Below are 17,440 nucleotides of genomic sequence, written 5' to 3' on the forward strand. Positions count from 1 at the left end.
GGCTCGCTCCGGGGGGTTGCCGCGGACGCGCCGCGCTCGTCGTCGCCGGACGCCGGGACGGACTCCTCGGCGCCGCGGGCCGCGTCGCCGTTGTCGTCGGGTCCGGTGGTGGTCATGCGCCGCAGCCGGTCGAGCAGGCCGCGCCCACCGGTTCGGGAGCGGGCGCACCGATACGGGGCAGGCCGAGACCCACGCCGATCGGCGCGGTCTTCGGCGTGACGCCGCGTTCGTGCGCGTCGCCCGCGCTGGTGCGGCGGTGGGTCTTGATCGTCGCGTCGGCGATCAGGTGGTGCGGCGCCGCGCCGGTGATGTCGACGGTGACCAGATCGCCGGGACGGATCGGCTCGGCGCCACCCGGGCGGAAGTGCACCAGCCTGCCGTCGCGGGCGCGGCCGCTCATCCGCGCGGTCGCGGCGTTCTTCTTGCCCGCGCCGTCGGCCACCAGCAGCTCCACCTCGGTGCCGACCAGCTGCTGATTGGCGGCCAGGGAGATCTCCTCCTGCAGCGCGATGAGCCGGTCGTAGCGCTCCTGGACGACGGCCTTGGGCAGCTGATCGGGCATCTCGGCGGCGGGCGTACCGGGCCGCTTGGAGTACTGGAAGGTGTACGCGCTGGTGAAGCGCGCCCGGCGCACCACGTCCAGCGTTTCCTGGAAGTCCTCCTCGGTCTCGCCGGGGAAGCCCACGATGATGTCGGTGGTGATCGCCGCGTGCGGCATCGCCGCGCGGACCTTGTCGATGATGCCGAGGTAGCGGGCCTTGCGGTAGGAACGCCGCATCGCCTTGAGCACCCGGTCCGAACCCGACTGCAGCGGCATGTGCAGCTGCGGGCAGATGTTGGGGGTCTCGGCCATGGCCTCGATCACGTCGTCGGTGAACTCGGCCGGGTGCGGGGAGGTGAAGCGGACCCGCTCCAAGCCGTCGATGTGCCCGCACGCGCGCAGCAGCTTGGCGAACGCGCCGCGGTCACGCGGCTCGCTCGGGTCGGCGAACGAGGCGCCGTAGGAATTCACGTTCTGACCGAGCAGCGTCACCTCGAGCACGCCTTGGTCCACCAGCGCCTGCACCTCGGCCAGCACGTCACCGGGGCGGCGGTCGACCTCCTTGCCGCGCAGGGCGGGCACGATGCAGAAGGTGCAGGTGTTGTTGCAGCCGACCGAGATGGAAACCCAGCCCGCATAGGCCGATTCGCGCTTGGCGGGCAGCGTGGACGGGAACGCCTCCAGCGACTCCAGGATCTCCACCTGGGCTTCCCGGTTGTGCCGCGCCCGCTCCAGCAGCACCGGCAGCGAGCCGATGTTGTGGGTGCCGAACACCACGTCGACCCACGGCGCCTTGCGTACCACGACGTCGCGGTCCTTCTGCGCCAGGCAGCCGCCGACGGCGATCTGCATGCCCGGACGGCCCGCCTTGATCGGCGCCAGGTGACCGAGCGTGCCGTAGAGCTTGTTGTCGGCGTTCTCGCGCACCGCGCAGGTGTTGAAGACGACGAGGTCGGCCGTCGCGCCCGGCGCGGCCTTCACGTATCCCGCGTCCTCCAGCAAACCCGACAAGCGTTCGGAGTCGTGCACGTTCATCTGGCAACCGAAGGTGCGGACCTCGTAACTGCGTGCGGTGCCCTCGGCGGGAGCAGGCACTACCTGTCCGATCGAATCCACCCATCCAGGGTACGGGGCGGCCGAGCGCCGGCTTCCGCGGGCATAGACGCAGGCTCCGGGCGATCCGCGACCGACGCCGCAGCGACCGCGGGGTTACGCGCACATGTCGAATCGGCGCGGCGAGACGGTGTGTCGCGGAAAGTCGGGCAAATTTCCGATTTTTGCCTAAGGTCATGACCATGACCGACGACGCCGCCACTCCCGGCACCACCGGGGACGCCTCTGCCGGGGACGTCAGCGCCGCCACCAGCGCGCCACCGATGATCTTGATGCGCAATGTGGACAAGCATTTCGGCGACCTGCACGTACTGAAGGACATCACCCTGGAGGTGCCCAAAGGCCAGGTCGTCATCGTGCTGGGCCCCTCGGGCTCCGGCAAGTCGACGCTGTGCCGCACCATCAACCGCCTGGAGCCGATCGACTCCGGCGACATCGCCATCGACGGCGTCCCGCTGCCCGCCGAGGGCCGCGCCCTGGCCGCGCTGCGCGCCGACGTCGGCATGGTCTTCCAGTCGTTCAACCTGTTCGCGCACAAGACGATCCTCGAGAACGTGATGCTCGCGCCGGTCAAGGTACGCAAGGTCAAGAAGGACGACGCCCGAGCCCGCGCGATGCAACTGCTCGACCGGGTGGGCATCGCCGATCAGGCCGACAAGTACCCGGCGCAACTGTCGGGCGGGCAGCAGCAGCGCGTGGCCATCGCCCGCGCGCTGGCGATGAGCCCGAAGGTGATGCTGTTCGACGAGCCGACCTCCGCGCTGGACCCGGAGATGGTCAACGAAGTGCTCGAAGTGATGGTGTCGCTGGCCAAGGAGGGGATGACGATGCTGGTCGTCACCCACGAGATGGGCTTCGCGCGCCGCGCGGGGAACCGGGTGCTGTTCATGGCCGACGGTCAGGTAGTGGAGGACGCGCCGCCGGACGCCTTCTTCACCGCCCCGAAGTCCGAGCGCGCGAAGGACTTCCTGGGCAAGATTTTGAGCCACTGACCTGCCGGACACAGCGGCCAGCAGACCCACGGATAGGGAGAAGGAACTCGATGAGGATCAATCGCGCTCTGCGCATCGGTGTCGGGGCGATCGCCCTGACACTCGCCGCCGCGACCGCCACCGCGTGTGGCGGCGGCGACGACAAATCCGCCCTCGACCACGCCAAGGACGGCAAGCTCACCATCGGCATCAAGTTCGACCAGCCCGGTCTGGGCCTGCGGAACAAGGACGGGTCCTACAGCGGCCTCGACGTCGACGTTGCCCGCTACGTCGCCGAGAAGCTGGGCGTGCGGCCGGAGGAGGTCACGTTCAAGGAAGCGCCGTCACCGCAGCGTGAGACGCTGATCGAGAACGGGCAGGTCGATTTCATCGTCGCCACCTACTCCATCACCGACAAGCGCAAAGAGAAGGTCGACTTCGCCGGTCCGTACTTCATCACCGGCCAGTCCTTGCTGGTCAAGAGCGGCAACACCGACATCACCGGCGTGGAATCACTCAACGGCAACAAGAAGTTGTGCTCGGTGAAGAACTCCACTCCCGCGCAGAACGTGAAGGAGAAGTACGCCAAAGACGTTCAGCTGCAGGAGTACGACACGTACTCGTTGTGCGTGGAGGCGTTGAAGGCCGGCGACGTGGACGCGGTCACCACCGACGACGTCATCCTGCGCGGTTTCGCCGCCCAATCCCCGGAAGCGCTGAAGGTGGTCGGCCAGCCGTTCACCACCGAGAAGTACGGCATCGGCTTGAAGAAGGGCGACCAGCAGGCGCGGGACCAGATCAACGGCGCGATCGAATCGATGATCCAGAGCGGAGCCTGGAAGGCGGCGCTGGAGAAGAACTTCGCCGCCACCGGTTTCCAGGTCCCGGCGCCCCCGCAGGTGGAACGGTACTGACCCGGCGTGCCGCGGCAGGATTCCGGACGGTCCGAAGCCCCGCCGCGGCGGCAAGCCCTCCCCTCGACCGGAAAGGGACGCGTCCACCGTGTTGGAGTTGGTCTCGGACTATCAATCCCAATTGCTCGACGCATTCTGGGTGACCATCAAGCTGACTGTGGTGTCCGCGATCGGGGCGCTCATCCTGGGCACCCTCGTGGCCGCCATGCGAGTGTCGCCGATCCCGGTGGCACGATGGATCGGCGCGGCCTATGTGACCGTCTTCCGCAATACGCCCCTGACGCTGATCATCGTCTTCTGCTCACTCGGGCTGAGTACCACCCTGGGGCTCAAGCTGGCGTCGGGTGGCACCGACGACATCGCCGAGAACAACTTCCGCTGGGCCCTCGTCGGACTCAGCGTGTATACAGCGGCGTTCGTCTGCGAATCACTGCGCGCCGGAATCAACACCGTGCCGCTCGGCCAGTCGGAGGCAGGCCGTTCCCTCGGCCTCACGTTCAGCCAGAATCTGCGGCTCATCGTGCTGCCGCAAGCCTTCCGCGCGGTCATCGCTCCGCTGGGTAGCGTGCTGATCGCGTTGACCAAGAACTCCACCATCGCCTCCGCGATCGGCGTGGCCGAGGCCGCACTTCTGATGGCGGGCATGAACGAAACCGAAGCCGCACCACTGCAGATCGGCGCCATATTCGCGCTCGGCTTCGTGATCCTGACCCTGCCCACGGGCCTGCTGTTCGGCTGGCTGGCCAAGCGTTTCGAGGTGGCCCGATGAGTTCTGGCGCGTCCGTCCTGTTCGATGCTCCCGGCCCGAAGGCACGGCTGCGCAACAACGCCTATTCGGTGCTGTTCGTCGCGGCGGTCATCGCCGTCGGATGGTTCGTCTATCGCGGCTTCGTGGGCAAAGGACAGTTCGAGGCCGAGAAGTGGAAGCCGTTCCTCGAGCAGGAGGTGTGGGAGACCTACTTGCTGCCCGGTTTGCGCGGCACCGTCGTCGCCGCCGTCCTGTCGATCGTCTTCGCCTTGGTGGTCGGGATGATCTTCGGCGTCCTGCGGCTGTCCGATCACCGGGTCGTCCGCGCGACGGCGGGCACGATCGTCGAATTCGCCCGGGCCATCCCGGTGCTCATCCTGATGATCTTCCTCTTCTCGTTGTACGCCGACTACAAGGTGTTGCCGTCCGACCAGCTCGCCTTGGGTGCGGTGGTGACCGCGCTGACGATCTACAATGGCTCGGTGATCGCGGAGATCGTGCGGTCGGGCATCCGTGCGCTGCCCAAGGGCCAGACAGAAGCGGCCGTCGCGCTGGGGTTGCGGAAGGGGCAACTCATGCGGATCGTCCTGCTGCCGCAGGCGATCACGGCGATGTTGCCCGCCCTCGTCTCGCAGATGGTCGTCGCGTTGAAGGATTCGGCCCTCGGCTACCAGATCACCTACACCGAGATCGTCCGGTCGGGCCAGCAACTAGGCGCCGCCGAACAGAACGTCATACCGGCTTTGATCGTCATAGCGGTCGTCATGATCGCGCTCAATTACTCCCTCACCACCTTCGCCACCTATCTGGAACGTCGCCTGCGCACCCGCAAGCGCGGCAGGACCGTTCTCGCGGCGTCCTCCATCGTCACCGACGCGACCCCTGGTATGGATCTGACCAAGACACGTTGAACGGCTTATCTCCCTTGACACCCCGTTGCATTACGTGGTGAGATTAGTTGAATACAGACTTCGGGGGCGGGGGTTGATCAACACTTCAAACTGTCTCATATTCGAGCCGATAAAGCCACATCCCGCAGCTCGCATCGACTTTGCGTGAGCTGAGCATTCCACAGCCGGACAATGCATTGCAGCGATAAATTTCCACAGTTCGCACTTATGGCGCACAATGCAACCGAACGAGCGGACGGACTGCGGGTTGATTCACTGATTCGCATGATCGACACATCCGGGGGAAAAGCATGAAACTGATAAAGAGTGCAGCCGTGGCCACCATCGCACTCGCCGGCATCTTCGCGGGCACGACCGGCACCGCCCTCGCGGAAGACCCGACCAGGGTCCCTGGTTTCAAAACCGACAACGAATGCCATGGCTGGGGGCAATACTCGATGGCGCATTCCGCCTGGGTCCGCAACTATCAGTGCGTTCGAGAAGGCAACGAATGGGTGCTCTACCTTTCTGATCACTGAGTGATCTTCATTCGTCTCTTCCATCTATCTTGCAGCGACCGCCCCGGTCGCTGCGGGAACCGGGATCTTGCGTCGGCGGGCCGTCGAGTTCTGACCTGTGAGGAGCTCGATCTCGACGCTGCCGCCTCGAGAGAACGTGGGCCGCATGAGTGTTGCGCTCGAGCTGAGCGCAACACTCGTGCCCTCGGCGGCGTCCCGCCAATCTCGTAGGCATACGCCGATCCCCGGTATTCGACCGGTGGGACGGTCATCAGTGCTTCATACCTGCGGGAGTTGATGATTCGATGACCAGCCGTACCTCCGACCTGCTCTTCGACGAGTCGTTCTCTTTCCCCGGTGAACTGCGCCGCCCCGGGCACGCCGGTCCCGCGCGGGTCGCGGTGATCGGCGCGGGCGCGAGTGGACTGGCCGCCGCCTACGAGCTGCAACGCCACGGCCTGGACGTGACGGTCTACGAGCGCACGGCGCGTCCCGGTGGGCGCGTCCGCACCTGGCGGTTCTGGGACGGCACCCACGGTGAGCTCGGCGCGATGCGGATCCCGGGCAACCACCACTGCACTTTGCACTACGTCGACGAGTTCGGCTTGGCCACAAGACATTTCGTCAACGCCAACCCGGACGCGTACTACCTGCTGCGCGGCCGGCGGGTGCGCAGATCGCAGGTGGAACAGGTGCTGCCCGCCTACCAGCTGCGCGAGGCCGAGCGCACCGACCCGCTCCTGGTACTCGAGCGGCTGCTGCGCGACGCCTGGCAGGGCCTCGGCGATCATCGGCGCAAGGCCCTGCTGGCCGGTGACGTGGCCGACCCGGAGTTGGACCGGCTCGCGGCGACCTCCCTGTGGCAGTTCGCCCGGCAGCGCCTCTCGCCGGACGCGTGGGATCTGATCGGGCATGCCAGCGGGCTGCTGCACTACGAGCACGCCTCGCTGCTGGAGGTGCTCGTCGACTACTTCGGGTTGTTCAACGTCGACCAATGGGAACTGGTCGACGGCACCGACGCGCTCATCCGCGGTTTCACCGACGCGCTGCGCCCCGGCAGCCTGCGGCTGGCCACCCGCATCACCGGGCTGCACATCACCGGCGAGGGCGTGCGGTTGCGCGGCGAGCGGCACGGCGCCGCGCTGACCGACGAGGTCGACTTCGTCATCTGCGCGGTGCCCGCACCCGGCCTGGATCAGATCGACATCACACCCGTGCTGCCCGCGCCGCAGCGGCAGGCGATCCGTGGCATCAGTTACGCCAGCAGCACGAAGACGCTCGTCCACGTCCGGGATCGGCACTGGGAACACGTCGACGGGATCTTCGGCGGCGGCAGCTTCACCGATCTGCCGATCCAGCAGGTGTGGTACCCATCCGACAACGCCCGGCTCGCGCCCGGCGCGAACCGGTGGACCGCCGCGGATACCGACCGCTCGCACGCGCCGGCCGTGCTCACCGCCGCCTACCTGTGGGAGAACAACGCCAGGCGGTTCGCGGCGCTGCCCGAGAGCGACCGCACCAGAGTCGTACTCGCCTCGCTCGAACAGCTGCATCCCGGCCTGACCGCCACCGTCGACGACGTCGTGCACTGGACCTGGGACGAGCAGGTCGGCATCGGCGGTGGCGCGTTCGCCTATCTGGCGCCGGGACAGCACGCGCGCTACCTCGCGGAAATCGGCGCTCCCCATCCGCATCCGGCGCCACGGGTGTTCTTCGCCGGCGAGCATCTCTCGGTCGCGCACGCGTGGATCCAAGGCGCGCTGCAATCGGCGCTGGAGTCGGTGCGCCGAGTGCTGGATCAGGTGAGCGTGCCGCGTGCGGCTTGATCGCGCCACCTGGGTGCTCGCCTCGGTGAGCGTCGTATGGGGTGCCAGCTACACGGTCACCGGCTGGGGTCTGCGCGAACTGGATGTGATCACCTTCAACGCGATCCGCTTCGCCGCCGCCGCGCCGCTGCTGCTGGTCCTGGTGCTCGCGCTGGAGGGCAGGCCCGTCATCGCGCGCCGGTGGTGGCCGCGCCTGACGCTGTCGGCCGCGATCGGCATCGTGGCGTATCAGCTGGCTTTCAGCGCCGCCGTGGCGCTCACCACGGTCACCGAGTCCGCCATCCTGATCGCGCTGTCGCCGTTCTGGACGGCGCTGCTGGCCCGGCTGACCGGTGAGCCGGTCCGCGCCGTCGTGCTGATCGGCGCCTGCGTGGCGATGAGCGGTGTGGTCCTGGTCGTCCTCGGCCGCGGCGCGGGCCACCCGTCGCCGAACCGCGCGCTCGGCGACCTGGCCGCCTTGGCCGCGTCCGCGCTGTGGGGCGCCTACCCGGTCGTCACCCGTCCCCTGCTCACCGACCACAGCCCCCTGCGGGTGACGGTGTGGGCTTCGGCGGTCGGCGCCGCGATACTGCTGCCCGCGGCATTCGTGCCCGCATCGCCGCACGATCCGCCGGGGTTCTCCGGGACGACCGTGGTCTCCCTGGTCTTCTCCGTGCTGGCCGTGACCATTTACGGCCTCGTGGCCTGGTACTGGGGCGTGCGGCGGGTGGGATCGGCGCAAACGATGGTCTTCATGTTCGCGGTGCCGGTGGCGGCGGCGGTGTTCGCCGTCGCGGCCGGCGCGGAACACCTCACCTGGCCGCAGGTCACCGGCGCGGGTCTCGTGCTCGCGGGACTGACCTACAGCCGGCGCAATTCGACAACCCTCGACACAGGAGCAGAGAATGACAGTTATCACGACCGCGATCACATTGGAACGCGCGACGCTCGTCGTTAGCGAGGCGCTGGCCTACGGCGTCGAGCAGAGGTTCGACCCGCTCACGGTGGCGGTGCTCGATCCCGGCGGTCATCTCGTCGCGTTACAACGCCAGGACGGCTCCGGAATCCTGCGACCGCAGATCGCGATCGCGAAGGCTTGGGGCGTGCTCGGCCTCGGTGTCCCCAACCGCGAGATCGCCCGCCGCGCTGCGGCCGCGCCGACGTTTTTCACCTCGGTGGCCGCGCTCGCCGAAGGGCGCATCCTCGACGTGCCCGGCGGCGTGTTCATCCGTGACGCGGCCGGGGGGATCCTCGGCGCGGTGGGCGTGACGGGGGCAGCGACCTCCTTGGAGGACGAGCGCGCCGCCGTAGCGGGTATCGAGGCCGCCGGTTTCTCCGCCGACACAGGAGAGGTATAGACCGGCCATGCCGCAGCCGAAACCCACGCAGCGGTGCGCCGCCGCGGCGGCGGTACGAAGGGTACTGACGTCAACCGCCGCGGGCCGGGCCCCGATCGGCTGTCCGAGCAACGACAATCAGCGAAGTGATCGAAAACGCCGCAGCCGCCCCAGATTTCGTTGACCGCGGGGCAGCATCGAGCCGGTAGCCGCACCGGTCACCCCTATCCCGCGTATCCGACCGGCGTGGAGCGCAGTTGTGAGCGGGATACGGACAGAAGCCAGACTCATTCGGCGGCGAACACGGGTCCGCGACTTCCGATGACGCTCGACGGGCTTCGGCGGCCGTGCACAACATCGCATGCGATGAATCGGCCGAGCCTGTTTTCCCGAGCCGATAAGCGTGGCGCCATCGTCGCGACCGCTCGGGTCGGAAATTCAGTCGATGGGCTCGTCGAGGTCGCCCTCGACTCCCCGATCGGCCAGTTCCGCTTTGACCACCCGATAGGCGGTGGCCTGGCTGTATCCGCGGCGGGCGAGCATGCCGACGAGACGACGAATCGTCTTGTCCCGGTCCAGGTCTCGCGGCAAAGAGCGCAATTTGCGGCGGACCAGCTCACCGGCGCGGGCTTCCTCGTCGTCGGCGGTGATCGCCTCCAGGGCGGACGCGGCCTCCGACGGCGCGACGCCCTTGCGCCGGAGTTCTTGCGCGAGCGCCTGTTTCCCTTTGCCGGAGAAGGCGTGGCGGGAGTGCACCCACTGCTCGGCGAATGCGGCGTCGTCGATGAGGCCCACTTCGGTGAGGCGGTCGAGCGCGCCTTCGCTCACCTCGGGTGAGTATCCCTTGGCGGCGAGACGCTGAGCCAACTCGGCGCGGCTGCGGGCGCGGACGGCGAGCAAGCGCAGACACGCCTCTTTCGCCTGCTCGACCGTCCCGCCTTCGGATCCGGCCGCCACCGGACCCGCCGACCGGCTTTCGGACCGGCCGGAGTCGGTCGAGGGCAAGCCGCTACGCCCCCGCGCGTCGCGAGGGCCACGACGGGACCCAGCCGGACGCGCCCGCTGCGGATCGGACGCGTCCGGCCGAGCTCCCCTGGCGTCCGGTGCCACCGAACCACCTTCGGCTCTCCGGACGAGTTCGGATTCCTGCCCGCGCGGCCGGACGGCGGCCGGCGATCCCGAGGCGGACAGCAGCTCTTCCAGCCGACGCCGCATATCCCGCACCGCATCGGACTCCCGCCGTCCGGGAGCGGCCGGACCTGTCCCGGGCGAGCGCCGGCCGTTGCTCGGCTCAGAAATCGGCGGGCACCTCCGCGGCCGCATCGGCCGTCACGTCGGCGCCGATGCCGAGCTTCTCCTTGATCTTCTTCTCGATCTCGTCGCGGACGTCGACGTTCTCCAGCAGGAACTTGCGGGCGTTCTCCTTGCCCTGGCCGAGCTGATCGCCCTCGTAGGTGTACCAGGAGCCGGACTTGCGGATGAAGCCGTGCTCGACGCCCATGTCGATGAGCGAGCCCTCCTTGGAGATGCCGTGCCCGTAGAGGATGTCGAACTCGGCCTGCTTGAACGGCGGGGAGACCTTGTTCTTCACGACCTTCACGCGGGTGCGGTTGCCCACCGCGTCGCTGCCGTCCTTGAGCGTCTCGATGCGACGCACGTCCAGGCGCACCGACGCGTAGAACTTCAACGCCTTACCGCCGGTGGTGGTCTCCGGCGAGCCGAACATCACGCCGATCTTCTCGCGCAGCTGGTTGATGAAGATCGCGGTGGTGCCGGAGTTGTTCAGCGCGCTGGTCATCTTGCGCAGCGCCTGGCTCATCAGGCGGGCCTGCAGACCGACGTGGCTGTCGCCCATCTCGCCCTCGATCTCGGCGCGCGGCACCAGCGCGGCCACCGAGTCGATGACGATGATGTCGATGGCGCCGGAGCGCACCAGCATGTCGGCGATCTCCAGCGCCTGCTCACCGGTGTCGGGCTGGGAGACGAGCAGCGCGTCGGTGTCGACGCCCAGCTTGCGGGCGTAGTCCGGGTCGAGCGCGTGCTCGGCGTCGATGAACGCCGCCACGCCGCCCGCGGCCTGCGCGTTGGCCACCGCGTGCAGCGCGACGGTGGTCTTACCCGAGGATTCCGGGCCGTAGATCTCGACGACGCGGCCGCGCGGCAGGCCGCCGATGCCCAACGCCACGTCGAGCGCGATCGAGCCGGTGGGGATCACCGAGATGGGCTGGCGCGCCTCCTCGCCCAGGCGCATGACGGCGCCCTTGCCGAAGCTCTTCTCCACCTGGGCCAGCGCGAGCTCGAGCGCCTTGTCCCGGTCGTACGCCTGTGGTGCCATGTCCTGATCCCCTTTTCGACGGGTGAGTCTCGTTCTGTGGTTGGCGCCTACAGTAGAGCCCGGCACCGACAAGTTCTGGCGACCAGACTAGACGAACAGGTGTTCGAGTCAAGTGACGCGCCCAGCGAATTTCCCGCCGCTCACGCCGTCCTCGGCAAACGCCGCGCGATCAGCGCACCGGCGCGATCCGGTCGGCCTCCAGCAGCCTCCGCGCCTGTTCGAACACGCGCGGCGACGGCGTCACTTCGCGGTGATCCTGTCCACCATCGGCCCCGGACCGGTGGTGGCCGGGCGGCGCGCCCTACCGCTGCGGTAGCACCGACTCGTCGCCCGGATCGCGCGGCCCGAAGATGCGCCGCTCGGACTCCTCGATCCGGACATCGTTGATGCTGGCCTCGCGCCGGGACATCAGTCCGTCCGGCGCGAATTCCCACTGCTCGTTGCCGTAGCTGCGGAACCACCGGCCGGACTCGTCGTGCCATTCGTACTGGAAGCGCACGGCGATGCGGTTGCCGTCGAAGGCCCACAGATCCTTGCGCAGCGCATAACCGTTCTCGATGGACCACTTCCTGGTGAGGAACTCGACGATGGCGTCCGGCCGGTGAAGAACTCGTCACGATTGCGCCACACCGAATCCTCGGTGTAGGCGGCCGCCACACGCTCCGGATCTCGCGTGTTCCAGGCGTTCTCAGCGGCCCGCACTTTGGCCTTGGCCGATTCCGCGTCGAACGGGGGTAGCGGAGGTCGCATGGGATCGCTCCTTTCTCGAAGGGTTCAGGGATTGACGGGTGAGAGTTCGGCAGGTCCCCACCGCAGCGCTCCCCCGGGCCGCTCGACCACCTCCTCGACCGTGAAATCGAGAGAGCATTGCGCACCGGCCGCGAAGGTCTCAGCCGCCCAGACCAGTTCGGCGGTGCCGGTGAGCTGCAGGGTCGCTCCGGTGGACCAATCGGGGATCAGGATTCCGCAGCGCGGGTTGACCGCGAGGTTGCCGAGCGTCATGAACATCGAATTGCCCCGGTAGTCCGGCCAGCGCAGGCGCGTGGACGAAAGCACCTGCAGAAATCCGGGGTTCCCGCCACGGTGCGAGGCGTCGGCGTTGCCGTCCTCGTCGGCGGTCGCCACGAAGAAGGTGTCGGCGGCCGCGATGGCGGCTCGCTGACCCGCGTCGAGCTCGACGCCGCGACGCACGGCCGCCGATTCGGCACCGGGCGTGTAGCTTGCGACATCGCGCCGGGAGATGTACTTAGGGCAGTTGGAGTACACCTGATCGGTGACGATGCGCAGGCCCGTGCCTTCCGGCGCCGATTCGCCGTTGACCCGCATCCGCCTGCGCCGCTGCGGTTGAAGGGCGATCAGGCCGACGCGGGCACGGTGCGTCAACGCTTCGTGCAGCGGATCGGCGGCCGCTGGACGGGTCCCGACCGTGATCGTCCGGTCATCGACCGCCCGCACGAAGCCCGGCTGCCCGACCAGTTCGCCGGCCCACAGCCTGCCCGCCGGGTCGGCGGCGGCGAGCACCACCATGCGCTGTTCGGCCAGGAAGCCGGCGGCTACCGGGGGGATATCGGGACGGATCATGCGGCCGACCCGTTCGGCGATGTGCGCCTGGCCCATCCGGCGCTGGACGGCGACCTCCCCGTGGTGAAACGGCTCCATCGCGATCCTCCCTTCGTTGCGCGCCGACCGGATCAGAAGAACCCGCAGGTCGGGGCGGCGCCGCTGGGCGCGGGAGCCGTTTCGGCGCCGCTGGGGGCGTAGACCTCGAGCCGGATGCCGTCGGGATCGGTGAAGAAGATCCCGCCGGAGGCGACGCCCTCGCCGTGCGCCACCACGCCGTCGTGGGCGAAGTCGACCGAGAGTTCACGCAGCACCCGCTCCACCGCGCGGACCTGGTCGATGCCGTCGACCTGGAACGAGAGGTGATGCAGGCCGGGCGTCGCGGTGGAGAACGCGCCGTCGCTCTGCTCCCACAGGGTGACGACCAGCTTGCCGTCGGCACCGAGGAAGGCCCAGCGGCGCTGGGCGTCGGTGCTCGCGGCGAGCTGCTCGAAGCCGAGGGCGCGGCGGTAGAAGTCCACCGAACGATCCAGATCGGAGACGTTGAGGCCGATGTGCCCGGTGGCGAGCTGAGGTGCGGCAACGGCGGTCATGGTGTTCCTCCTCGGAATGTTCAACCGTCTATTACGGTTTGAATAGTTAGAACCTAGGAGCAGGGGACCGCACTGTCAACCACTGAAAGCAACTTGACCAGTTAGAGCGGAGGTGGCCACCGTGCCCGGCGACCCGCACTCGATACCCTCGGTCATGCCCGATCCACGCCCCCACCTCGGTGAACCGCTGGCGCTCGACCTGCTGAACACGCGCTGGATCGAGCACGGACCCCGGGATCTGCTCACCGACGTCGTCGGCCTGGGCATCTGGTTGACGTCGGCGGGCCTCGCCGATCGCGCGAGCGCCGACGAGGTGACTTTGGACGCGGTCCTGGCCGCCCGGACGGCCATCTACGACGTGGTCGTGCACGCCTCGACCGAGGGCCTGGACGACGTGCTCGAGCACGGCCGCATCCGCCGTTCGCTCACCGCGTCCGGACCGGCCGATCTGGTGGAGGTGCCGCAGCGGACATGGCTACCCGCCTGGCTGGCCGCCGACAACTTGCTGGGTCTGCTGCGCACCGCGCCCGACCGGATCCGGCAGTGCGCGCACCCGGAGTGCGTGCTCTTCTTCTTCGACACCTCGAAGAACGGAACCCGCCGCTGGCACTCCATGGCCACCTGCGGCAACCGCACCAAGGCGGCGCGGCACTACGCGCGTAAAGCGTGAACCTCAGAACAATTCATCGAGCAGCCGGTAGTACGCCAAGCGGCTCTCGTCCGGCTCGGTCAGCCCGTAGGCCCGGTAGAAGGCGGAGACCTCCGCGTCGCCGAAGTCCGCCCGCAGGTCGCGCACGGCCAGCGCCAGATCGCGATAGCGGTCGGCCACGCCGAGCGCGCCGACATCGAGGAGGGTCTCGTTCTCCAGCACGTTCGGCGGGGTGAAGTCGCCGTGCGCCACCACCAGATCCTCCTGGCCGGGGCGCTGCGCCAGCAATCGCGCCAGGACGTCCGCCGGGGTGGATCCGGAGTTGTCGTCGTCGAAGTCGTCCGCGTCGACGAGACCTTCCACCACGTGGCGGCGCGCCTGTGCCAGCACGACGTCGAGACGGCCGTCGAAGGGGCACTCGCGGATCGGAATGTCGTGCAGCCGCCGCAGGACCGTGCCCATGACGGCGCCGATGGAGTCGAGGTAAGTGCGCTCGAACCCGGCTCGCGCGGCGAGGCTGGGTGCGCCCGCGTCCGCGAGCACCAGCACGTCGTCTTCGAAGGCGGCGACCTCCGGCAGGGCGATCCCCCGGCCGCGCAACCAGCTCAACCGCTCGTACTCGGCGACCGCCTTCGGTCCGCGTTTGAGCCAATAGGCCCCGTCGACGAACACCACGCCGCCACTCATGCCCTCGTGCTCGTGCGACCAGGTCGGCGACTCGCCGAGCAGCGCGGCGACCATGGGCGGCAACGGGATGGGCAGCTCGCTCAGCGTGTCGAGGGCGGCGCGGGTGGACTCGATCTCCTCGGGATCGCCTTCCGCGACGCGCAGCCGCATCGCCTCGGCCAGCAGCGCGTGCGCCTCGGTCAGCTGGTTCCGCTCGGCGAGCGCCTTGCCCAGGTGCTGCACGGCGAACGAGAGCACCTCCGGAGCGGCCGCCCGCGCGTGCTCCACCGCGCGGCGGTACAGCGTCTCGGCGGTGGCCGCGTCACCGCGGTAGCGGTAGACGTCGCCCAGGTTGATCCACACGCTGATCCTGCGCCGCTCGGTGTCCACCAGTTCCAGCGCGCGATCGAGGTGATCGAGCGCCTCGTCGTAGCGACCGAGCAGCATCAGTTCGATGCCGGTCTGCCGGTAGCCTGCGAAGTCGTCCGGGCGGGCCTGCGCCACCCGGACGGCCAAGCGCTGCGGATCGTGCGGGATCATTCGCTGCCGCTCGTCGAACCGGTACAGCGGCTCGTCCCGCTCCACCTGCCCCGGGAAGTTCACCAGCGCGCCCTCGGGACGTCGAATTCGGCGCACAGCGCGCGCCAGACGTCGCGGGGATCGGCCCCGGCTTCGATGGCGTCGGCTCCGGTGCGCCCGCCCAGCGCGGGGATCACATGGTCGGTCAGCAGGGCGTCGCCCCGGGCCACACCGAACTCGGTGTGCAACAGTTCCTGAAACTCGGTCAACCGCACCGTCCCGAACTTACTCCCTCCCCGCCGGTTCCCTGGTCAGTGGCACACCCACGCCCGCTCAGGGATGGACGGCGTGGCGGATCCGATGACACAGGGCGACGGGATCGGCGAACTCGGTCGCCGCGGCGGCCTTCCTGGCGGCCGCGGTGTAGCGGGGCTCGGTGAGGATCTCTTCGACCGCGGCGCGAAGGCCCTCGGGCGACAGCGGACGCACGACGACCGAACTGCCCTGCCTGGCAGCGCGATTGGCCAGCTCCCACTGGTCGCCGCCACCGGGAACGGTGACGATCGGGACGCCCGCGGACAGCGACTTGGCGAGCAGGCCGTGGCCGCCACCGCCCACGACGACGGAAGCGTGCGTCAGCAGCACGTCCTGGCGCCCCAGCCCCGCCGTCGCCCACGGCGGAAGCTCGGCGGGCGGAGCGTCCAGCATCGAAATCGCCACGCGGACACCGGCGCCCTCCAGCGCCTCGAGGACGGTCTCGGCCATGCCCGCCACACCGGTGTGCGCGGTCGACGGGGCGACCATGACCAGCGGCCCGTCACCGGGCGGAAGATCCAGGATCGCGTCGGTCGGCTCCCACAGCAGCGGGCCGATCACATGCGCGGAGTCCGGCCAGTCCGGTCGCGGCACTTCCAGCGCGGGCAGTGTGGCGATCAACCGCGCGGCGGGGCCGGGATCGACGGCCGGAAGACCGACGCTCTCGCGCGCCCGCTCCCGCTGACGCCTGCCGTTGCGGAGGGCGCGTGCGGTCATACCGCGCAGCACACCGTCGCGCATCCGCCCGCGCACACCCGTACCGGGCGCGAGTCCACTTCCGATCGGCGGCAATCCCTTCGACGGCAGGTACAGCGGATGCGGGGACAGTTCCACCCACGGGACGCCGAGCCGCTCGGCGGCCATCCCGCCGCCCGCGGTCAGCACGTCGGAGATCACCAGTTCGGGCAGCATGGCGCTGAGTTCGGGCAGGATCTCGGTGGAGATGTGCGCGGCCCGCTCGTGGAGGCGCTGCCCCGCGTCGGCGTCGTCGTCCACCGGGCGCGGCGCCAGCCCTTTGAGTCTGCGCACGCCGATGCCCGCGGCGAGCGCGGCGTCGAACCAGCGCGGCCCGGTGAACAGCACCGGCTCGTCACCGGCCGCCAGGAACCGCAAGCACAACGCGATAGCGGGAAACGCGTGCCCGGGATCGGGCCCCGCGACGACGGCTATTCGCATCCGCCTAGCCTGCCACACTCCCTTGCCGACGGGCCGCACCCGCATCCGCGCCCGCGTGCGTCCTGGACTCAGCCTGCGAAGAAGAACAACTCGAACCCGACCGCTCGCTCGGCGGGGAACCCGTCCTTGGGAGCGGTCGCCCGGTCGACGACGGCGCGCACCTGATCCTCGACGGGCTCGGGGCTCAACGCCTCGAGGTAGCGCCGGTGCGCGGCCAGTGACGCGGCGGCCTGCTCGACGGTGCCGGTGACGTCCACGGCATGGGTGGCGACCGGTCCCACGACCGCCGCCCACCGCGCCGACCACGGCTCCCATTCGGCGATCTCCGGGAAGATCCACTCGTTGCCCGCATCGGAGACGGCGTCCAGCGCGGCCCGGCCCACCGCACGGTGGTCGGCGCTGTTGACGTAGCCGGGCGCCCAGACGTCGCCGAAGTTGAACAGCACCACCATCTCCGGCCGGTGCCTGCGAATGGCGGCGGCCAAGTCGCGGCGCAACCCCAGGCTCTCCTCGACACGCCCGTCCGGATAACCCAGGAACTCCACCTCCCGCACGCCCACCGCCTCGGCCGCCGCGATCTCCTCGGCCTCGCGCAGCGGGCCGGCGAGCGCGGGGCGCAGTCCGGCGATACCGGCCTCCCCGCTGGTCACCAGCACATAGCGGATGTCCTTGCCCTGCCGGGTCCATCGCGCCACCGCCGCGGCCGCGCCGTATTCGATGTCGTCGGGATGCGCGACGATCACCAGGCCGCGCTGCCAATCTTCAGGAACTCGCTCCACGCGGTCATTCA

The 17,440-nt window shown here is 69.0% G+C and carries 18 protein-coding genes and 1 pseudogene; 9 read left to right on the forward strand and 10 right to left on the reverse strand.

Annotated elements, in window-relative coordinates:
* Positions 1-112: 112 nt before the first annotated feature.
* Entirely contained in the window at positions 113-1,657 is a 1,545-nt protein-coding gene (miaB, locus tag HOV91_RS27930) for a tRNA (N6-isopentenyl adenosine(37)-C2)-methylthiotransferase MiaB (RefSeq protein WP_312884795.1), read from the reverse strand.
* 260 nt (positions 1,658-1,917) lie between these two features.
* Here miaB and HOV91_RS27935 point away from each other — a divergent pair, with 260 nt between their 5' ends.
* From HOV91_RS27935 to HOV91_RS27970, 8 genes are all read left to right on the forward strand, one after another.
* Positions 1,918-2,646 carry an amino acid ABC transporter ATP-binding protein gene (locus HOV91_RS27935; RefSeq protein WP_043728254.1) on the forward strand — a complete coding sequence of 243 codons (729 nt, stop codon included), beginning with the start codon at positions 1,918-1,920 and terminating at the stop codon, positions 2,644-2,646.
* A 50-nt stretch (positions 2,647-2,696) separates the two neighbouring features.
* The gene (locus HOV91_RS27940; RefSeq protein ID WP_174188347.1) at positions 2,697-3,539 is read left to right on the forward strand and encodes a glutamate ABC transporter substrate-binding protein; all 843 of its coding nucleotides are present in this window, start codon (positions 2,697-2,699) and stop codon (positions 3,537-3,539) included.
* Positions 3,540-3,630: 91 nt separating this feature from the next.
* Complete coding sequence (locus HOV91_RS27945; RefSeq protein WP_174188379.1) at positions 3,631-4,308, forward strand: amino acid ABC transporter permease; 678 nt, start codon at positions 3,631-3,633, stop codon at positions 4,306-4,308.
* On the forward strand, positions 4,305-5,198 hold the full coding sequence (locus HOV91_RS27950) for an amino acid ABC transporter permease (protein WP_174188348.1): 894 nt from the start codon (positions 4,305-4,307) through the stop codon (positions 5,196-5,198). Before HOV91_RS27945 ends, HOV91_RS27950 begins: the two co-directional genes overlap by 4 nt.
* 314 nt (positions 5,199-5,512) lie before the next feature.
* Positions 5,513-5,716 carry a hypothetical protein gene (locus tag HOV91_RS27955; protein ID WP_174188349.1) on the forward strand — a complete coding sequence of 68 codons (204 nt, stop codon included), beginning with the start codon at positions 5,513-5,515 and terminating at the stop codon, positions 5,714-5,716.
* A gap of 284 nt (positions 5,717-6,000) precedes the next feature.
* Entirely contained in the window at positions 6,001-7,521 is a 1,521-nt protein-coding gene (locus HOV91_RS27960; RefSeq protein WP_174188350.1) for a flavin monoamine oxidase family protein, read from the forward strand.
* Positions 7,511-8,458: a DMT family transporter gene (locus HOV91_RS40895; protein ID WP_174188351.1), complete on the forward strand. Its 948-nt coding sequence runs from the start codon at positions 7,511-7,513 to the stop codon at positions 8,456-8,458. The genes HOV91_RS27960 and HOV91_RS40895 overlap by 11 nt, the downstream gene beginning before the upstream one ends.
* Entirely contained in the window at positions 8,406-8,858 is a 453-nt protein-coding gene (locus HOV91_RS27970; RefSeq protein ID WP_174188352.1) for a GlcG/HbpS family heme-binding protein, read from the forward strand. The genes HOV91_RS40895 and HOV91_RS27970 overlap by 53 nt, the downstream gene beginning before the upstream one ends.
* Before the next feature lie 417 nt (positions 8,859-9,275).
* Here the strand turns inward: HOV91_RS27970 and recX are convergent, their stop codons facing one another.
* The 5 genes and pseudogenes from recX to HOV91_RS27995 all read right to left on the reverse strand — a co-directional run bounded on the left by recX (position 9,276) and on the right by HOV91_RS27995 (position 13,325).
* On the reverse strand, positions 9,276-9,842 hold the full coding sequence (gene recX, locus HOV91_RS41275) for a recombination regulator RecX (protein WP_217441244.1): 567 nt from the start codon (positions 9,840-9,842) through the stop codon (positions 9,276-9,278).
* Positions 9,843-10,128: 286 nt separating this feature from the next.
* Complete coding sequence (recA, locus tag HOV91_RS27980; RefSeq protein ID WP_174188354.1) at positions 10,129-11,172, reverse strand: recombinase RecA; 1,044 nt, start codon at positions 11,170-11,172, stop codon at positions 10,129-10,131.
* A gap of 301 nt (positions 11,173-11,473) precedes the next feature.
* Positions 11,474-11,922, reverse strand: a pseudogene (locus HOV91_RS27985) (nuclear transport factor 2 family protein).
* A 24-nt stretch (positions 11,923-11,946) separates the two neighbouring features.
* A complete protein-coding gene (locus tag HOV91_RS27990) occupies positions 11,947-12,831 on the reverse strand; it encodes a pyridoxamine 5'-phosphate oxidase family protein (protein ID WP_174188355.1) in 885 nt (294 codons plus the stop codon).
* Between the two features lie 32 nt (positions 12,832-12,863).
* Positions 12,864-13,325, reverse strand: a complete 462-nt coding sequence (locus tag HOV91_RS27995; protein WP_174188356.1) for a VOC family protein — start codon at positions 13,323-13,325, stop codon at positions 12,864-12,866.
* A gap of 154 nt (positions 13,326-13,479) precedes the next feature.
* Here HOV91_RS27995 and HOV91_RS28000 point away from each other — a divergent pair, with 154 nt between their 5' ends.
* Positions 13,480-13,995, forward strand: a complete 516-nt coding sequence (locus HOV91_RS28000; protein WP_174188357.1) for a CGNR zinc finger domain-containing protein — start codon at positions 13,480-13,482, stop codon at positions 13,993-13,995.
* Positions 13,996-13,998: 3 nt separating this feature from the next.
* Here the strand turns inward: HOV91_RS28000 and HOV91_RS28005 are convergent, their stop codons facing one another.
* The 4 genes from HOV91_RS28005 to HOV91_RS28020 all read right to left on the reverse strand — a co-directional run bounded on the left by HOV91_RS28005 (position 13,999) and on the right by HOV91_RS28020 (position 17,429).
* Positions 13,999-15,243, reverse strand: coding sequence for an aminoglycoside 3'-phosphotransferase (locus HOV91_RS28005; RefSeq protein ID WP_312884797.1), 1,245 nt, complete (start codon positions 15,241-15,243; stop codon positions 13,999-14,001).
* A complete protein-coding gene (locus tag HOV91_RS28010; protein ID WP_174188358.1) occupies positions 15,240-15,434 on the reverse strand; it encodes a DUF3046 domain-containing protein in 195 nt (64 codons plus the stop codon). Before HOV91_RS28010 ends, HOV91_RS28005 begins: the two co-directional genes overlap by 4 nt.
* A 58-nt stretch (positions 15,435-15,492) precedes the next feature.
* Positions 15,493-16,650: a glycosyltransferase gene (locus HOV91_RS28015; RefSeq protein ID WP_174188359.1), complete on the reverse strand. Its 1,158-nt coding sequence runs from the start codon at positions 16,648-16,650 to the stop codon at positions 15,493-15,495.
* A gap of 68 nt (positions 16,651-16,718) precedes the next feature.
* The gene (locus HOV91_RS28020; RefSeq protein WP_174188360.1) at positions 16,719-17,429 is read right to left on the reverse strand and encodes a PIG-L deacetylase family protein; all 711 of its coding nucleotides are present in this window, start codon (positions 17,427-17,429) and stop codon (positions 16,719-16,721) included.
* Positions 17,430-17,440: the final 11 nt, after the last annotated feature.

Origin of the sequence: Nocardia barduliensis, assembly GCF_013315795.1 — a bacterium.
Taxonomy (GTDB): Bacteria; Actinomycetota; Actinomycetes; order Mycobacteriales; family Mycobacteriaceae; genus Nocardia; species Nocardia barduliensis.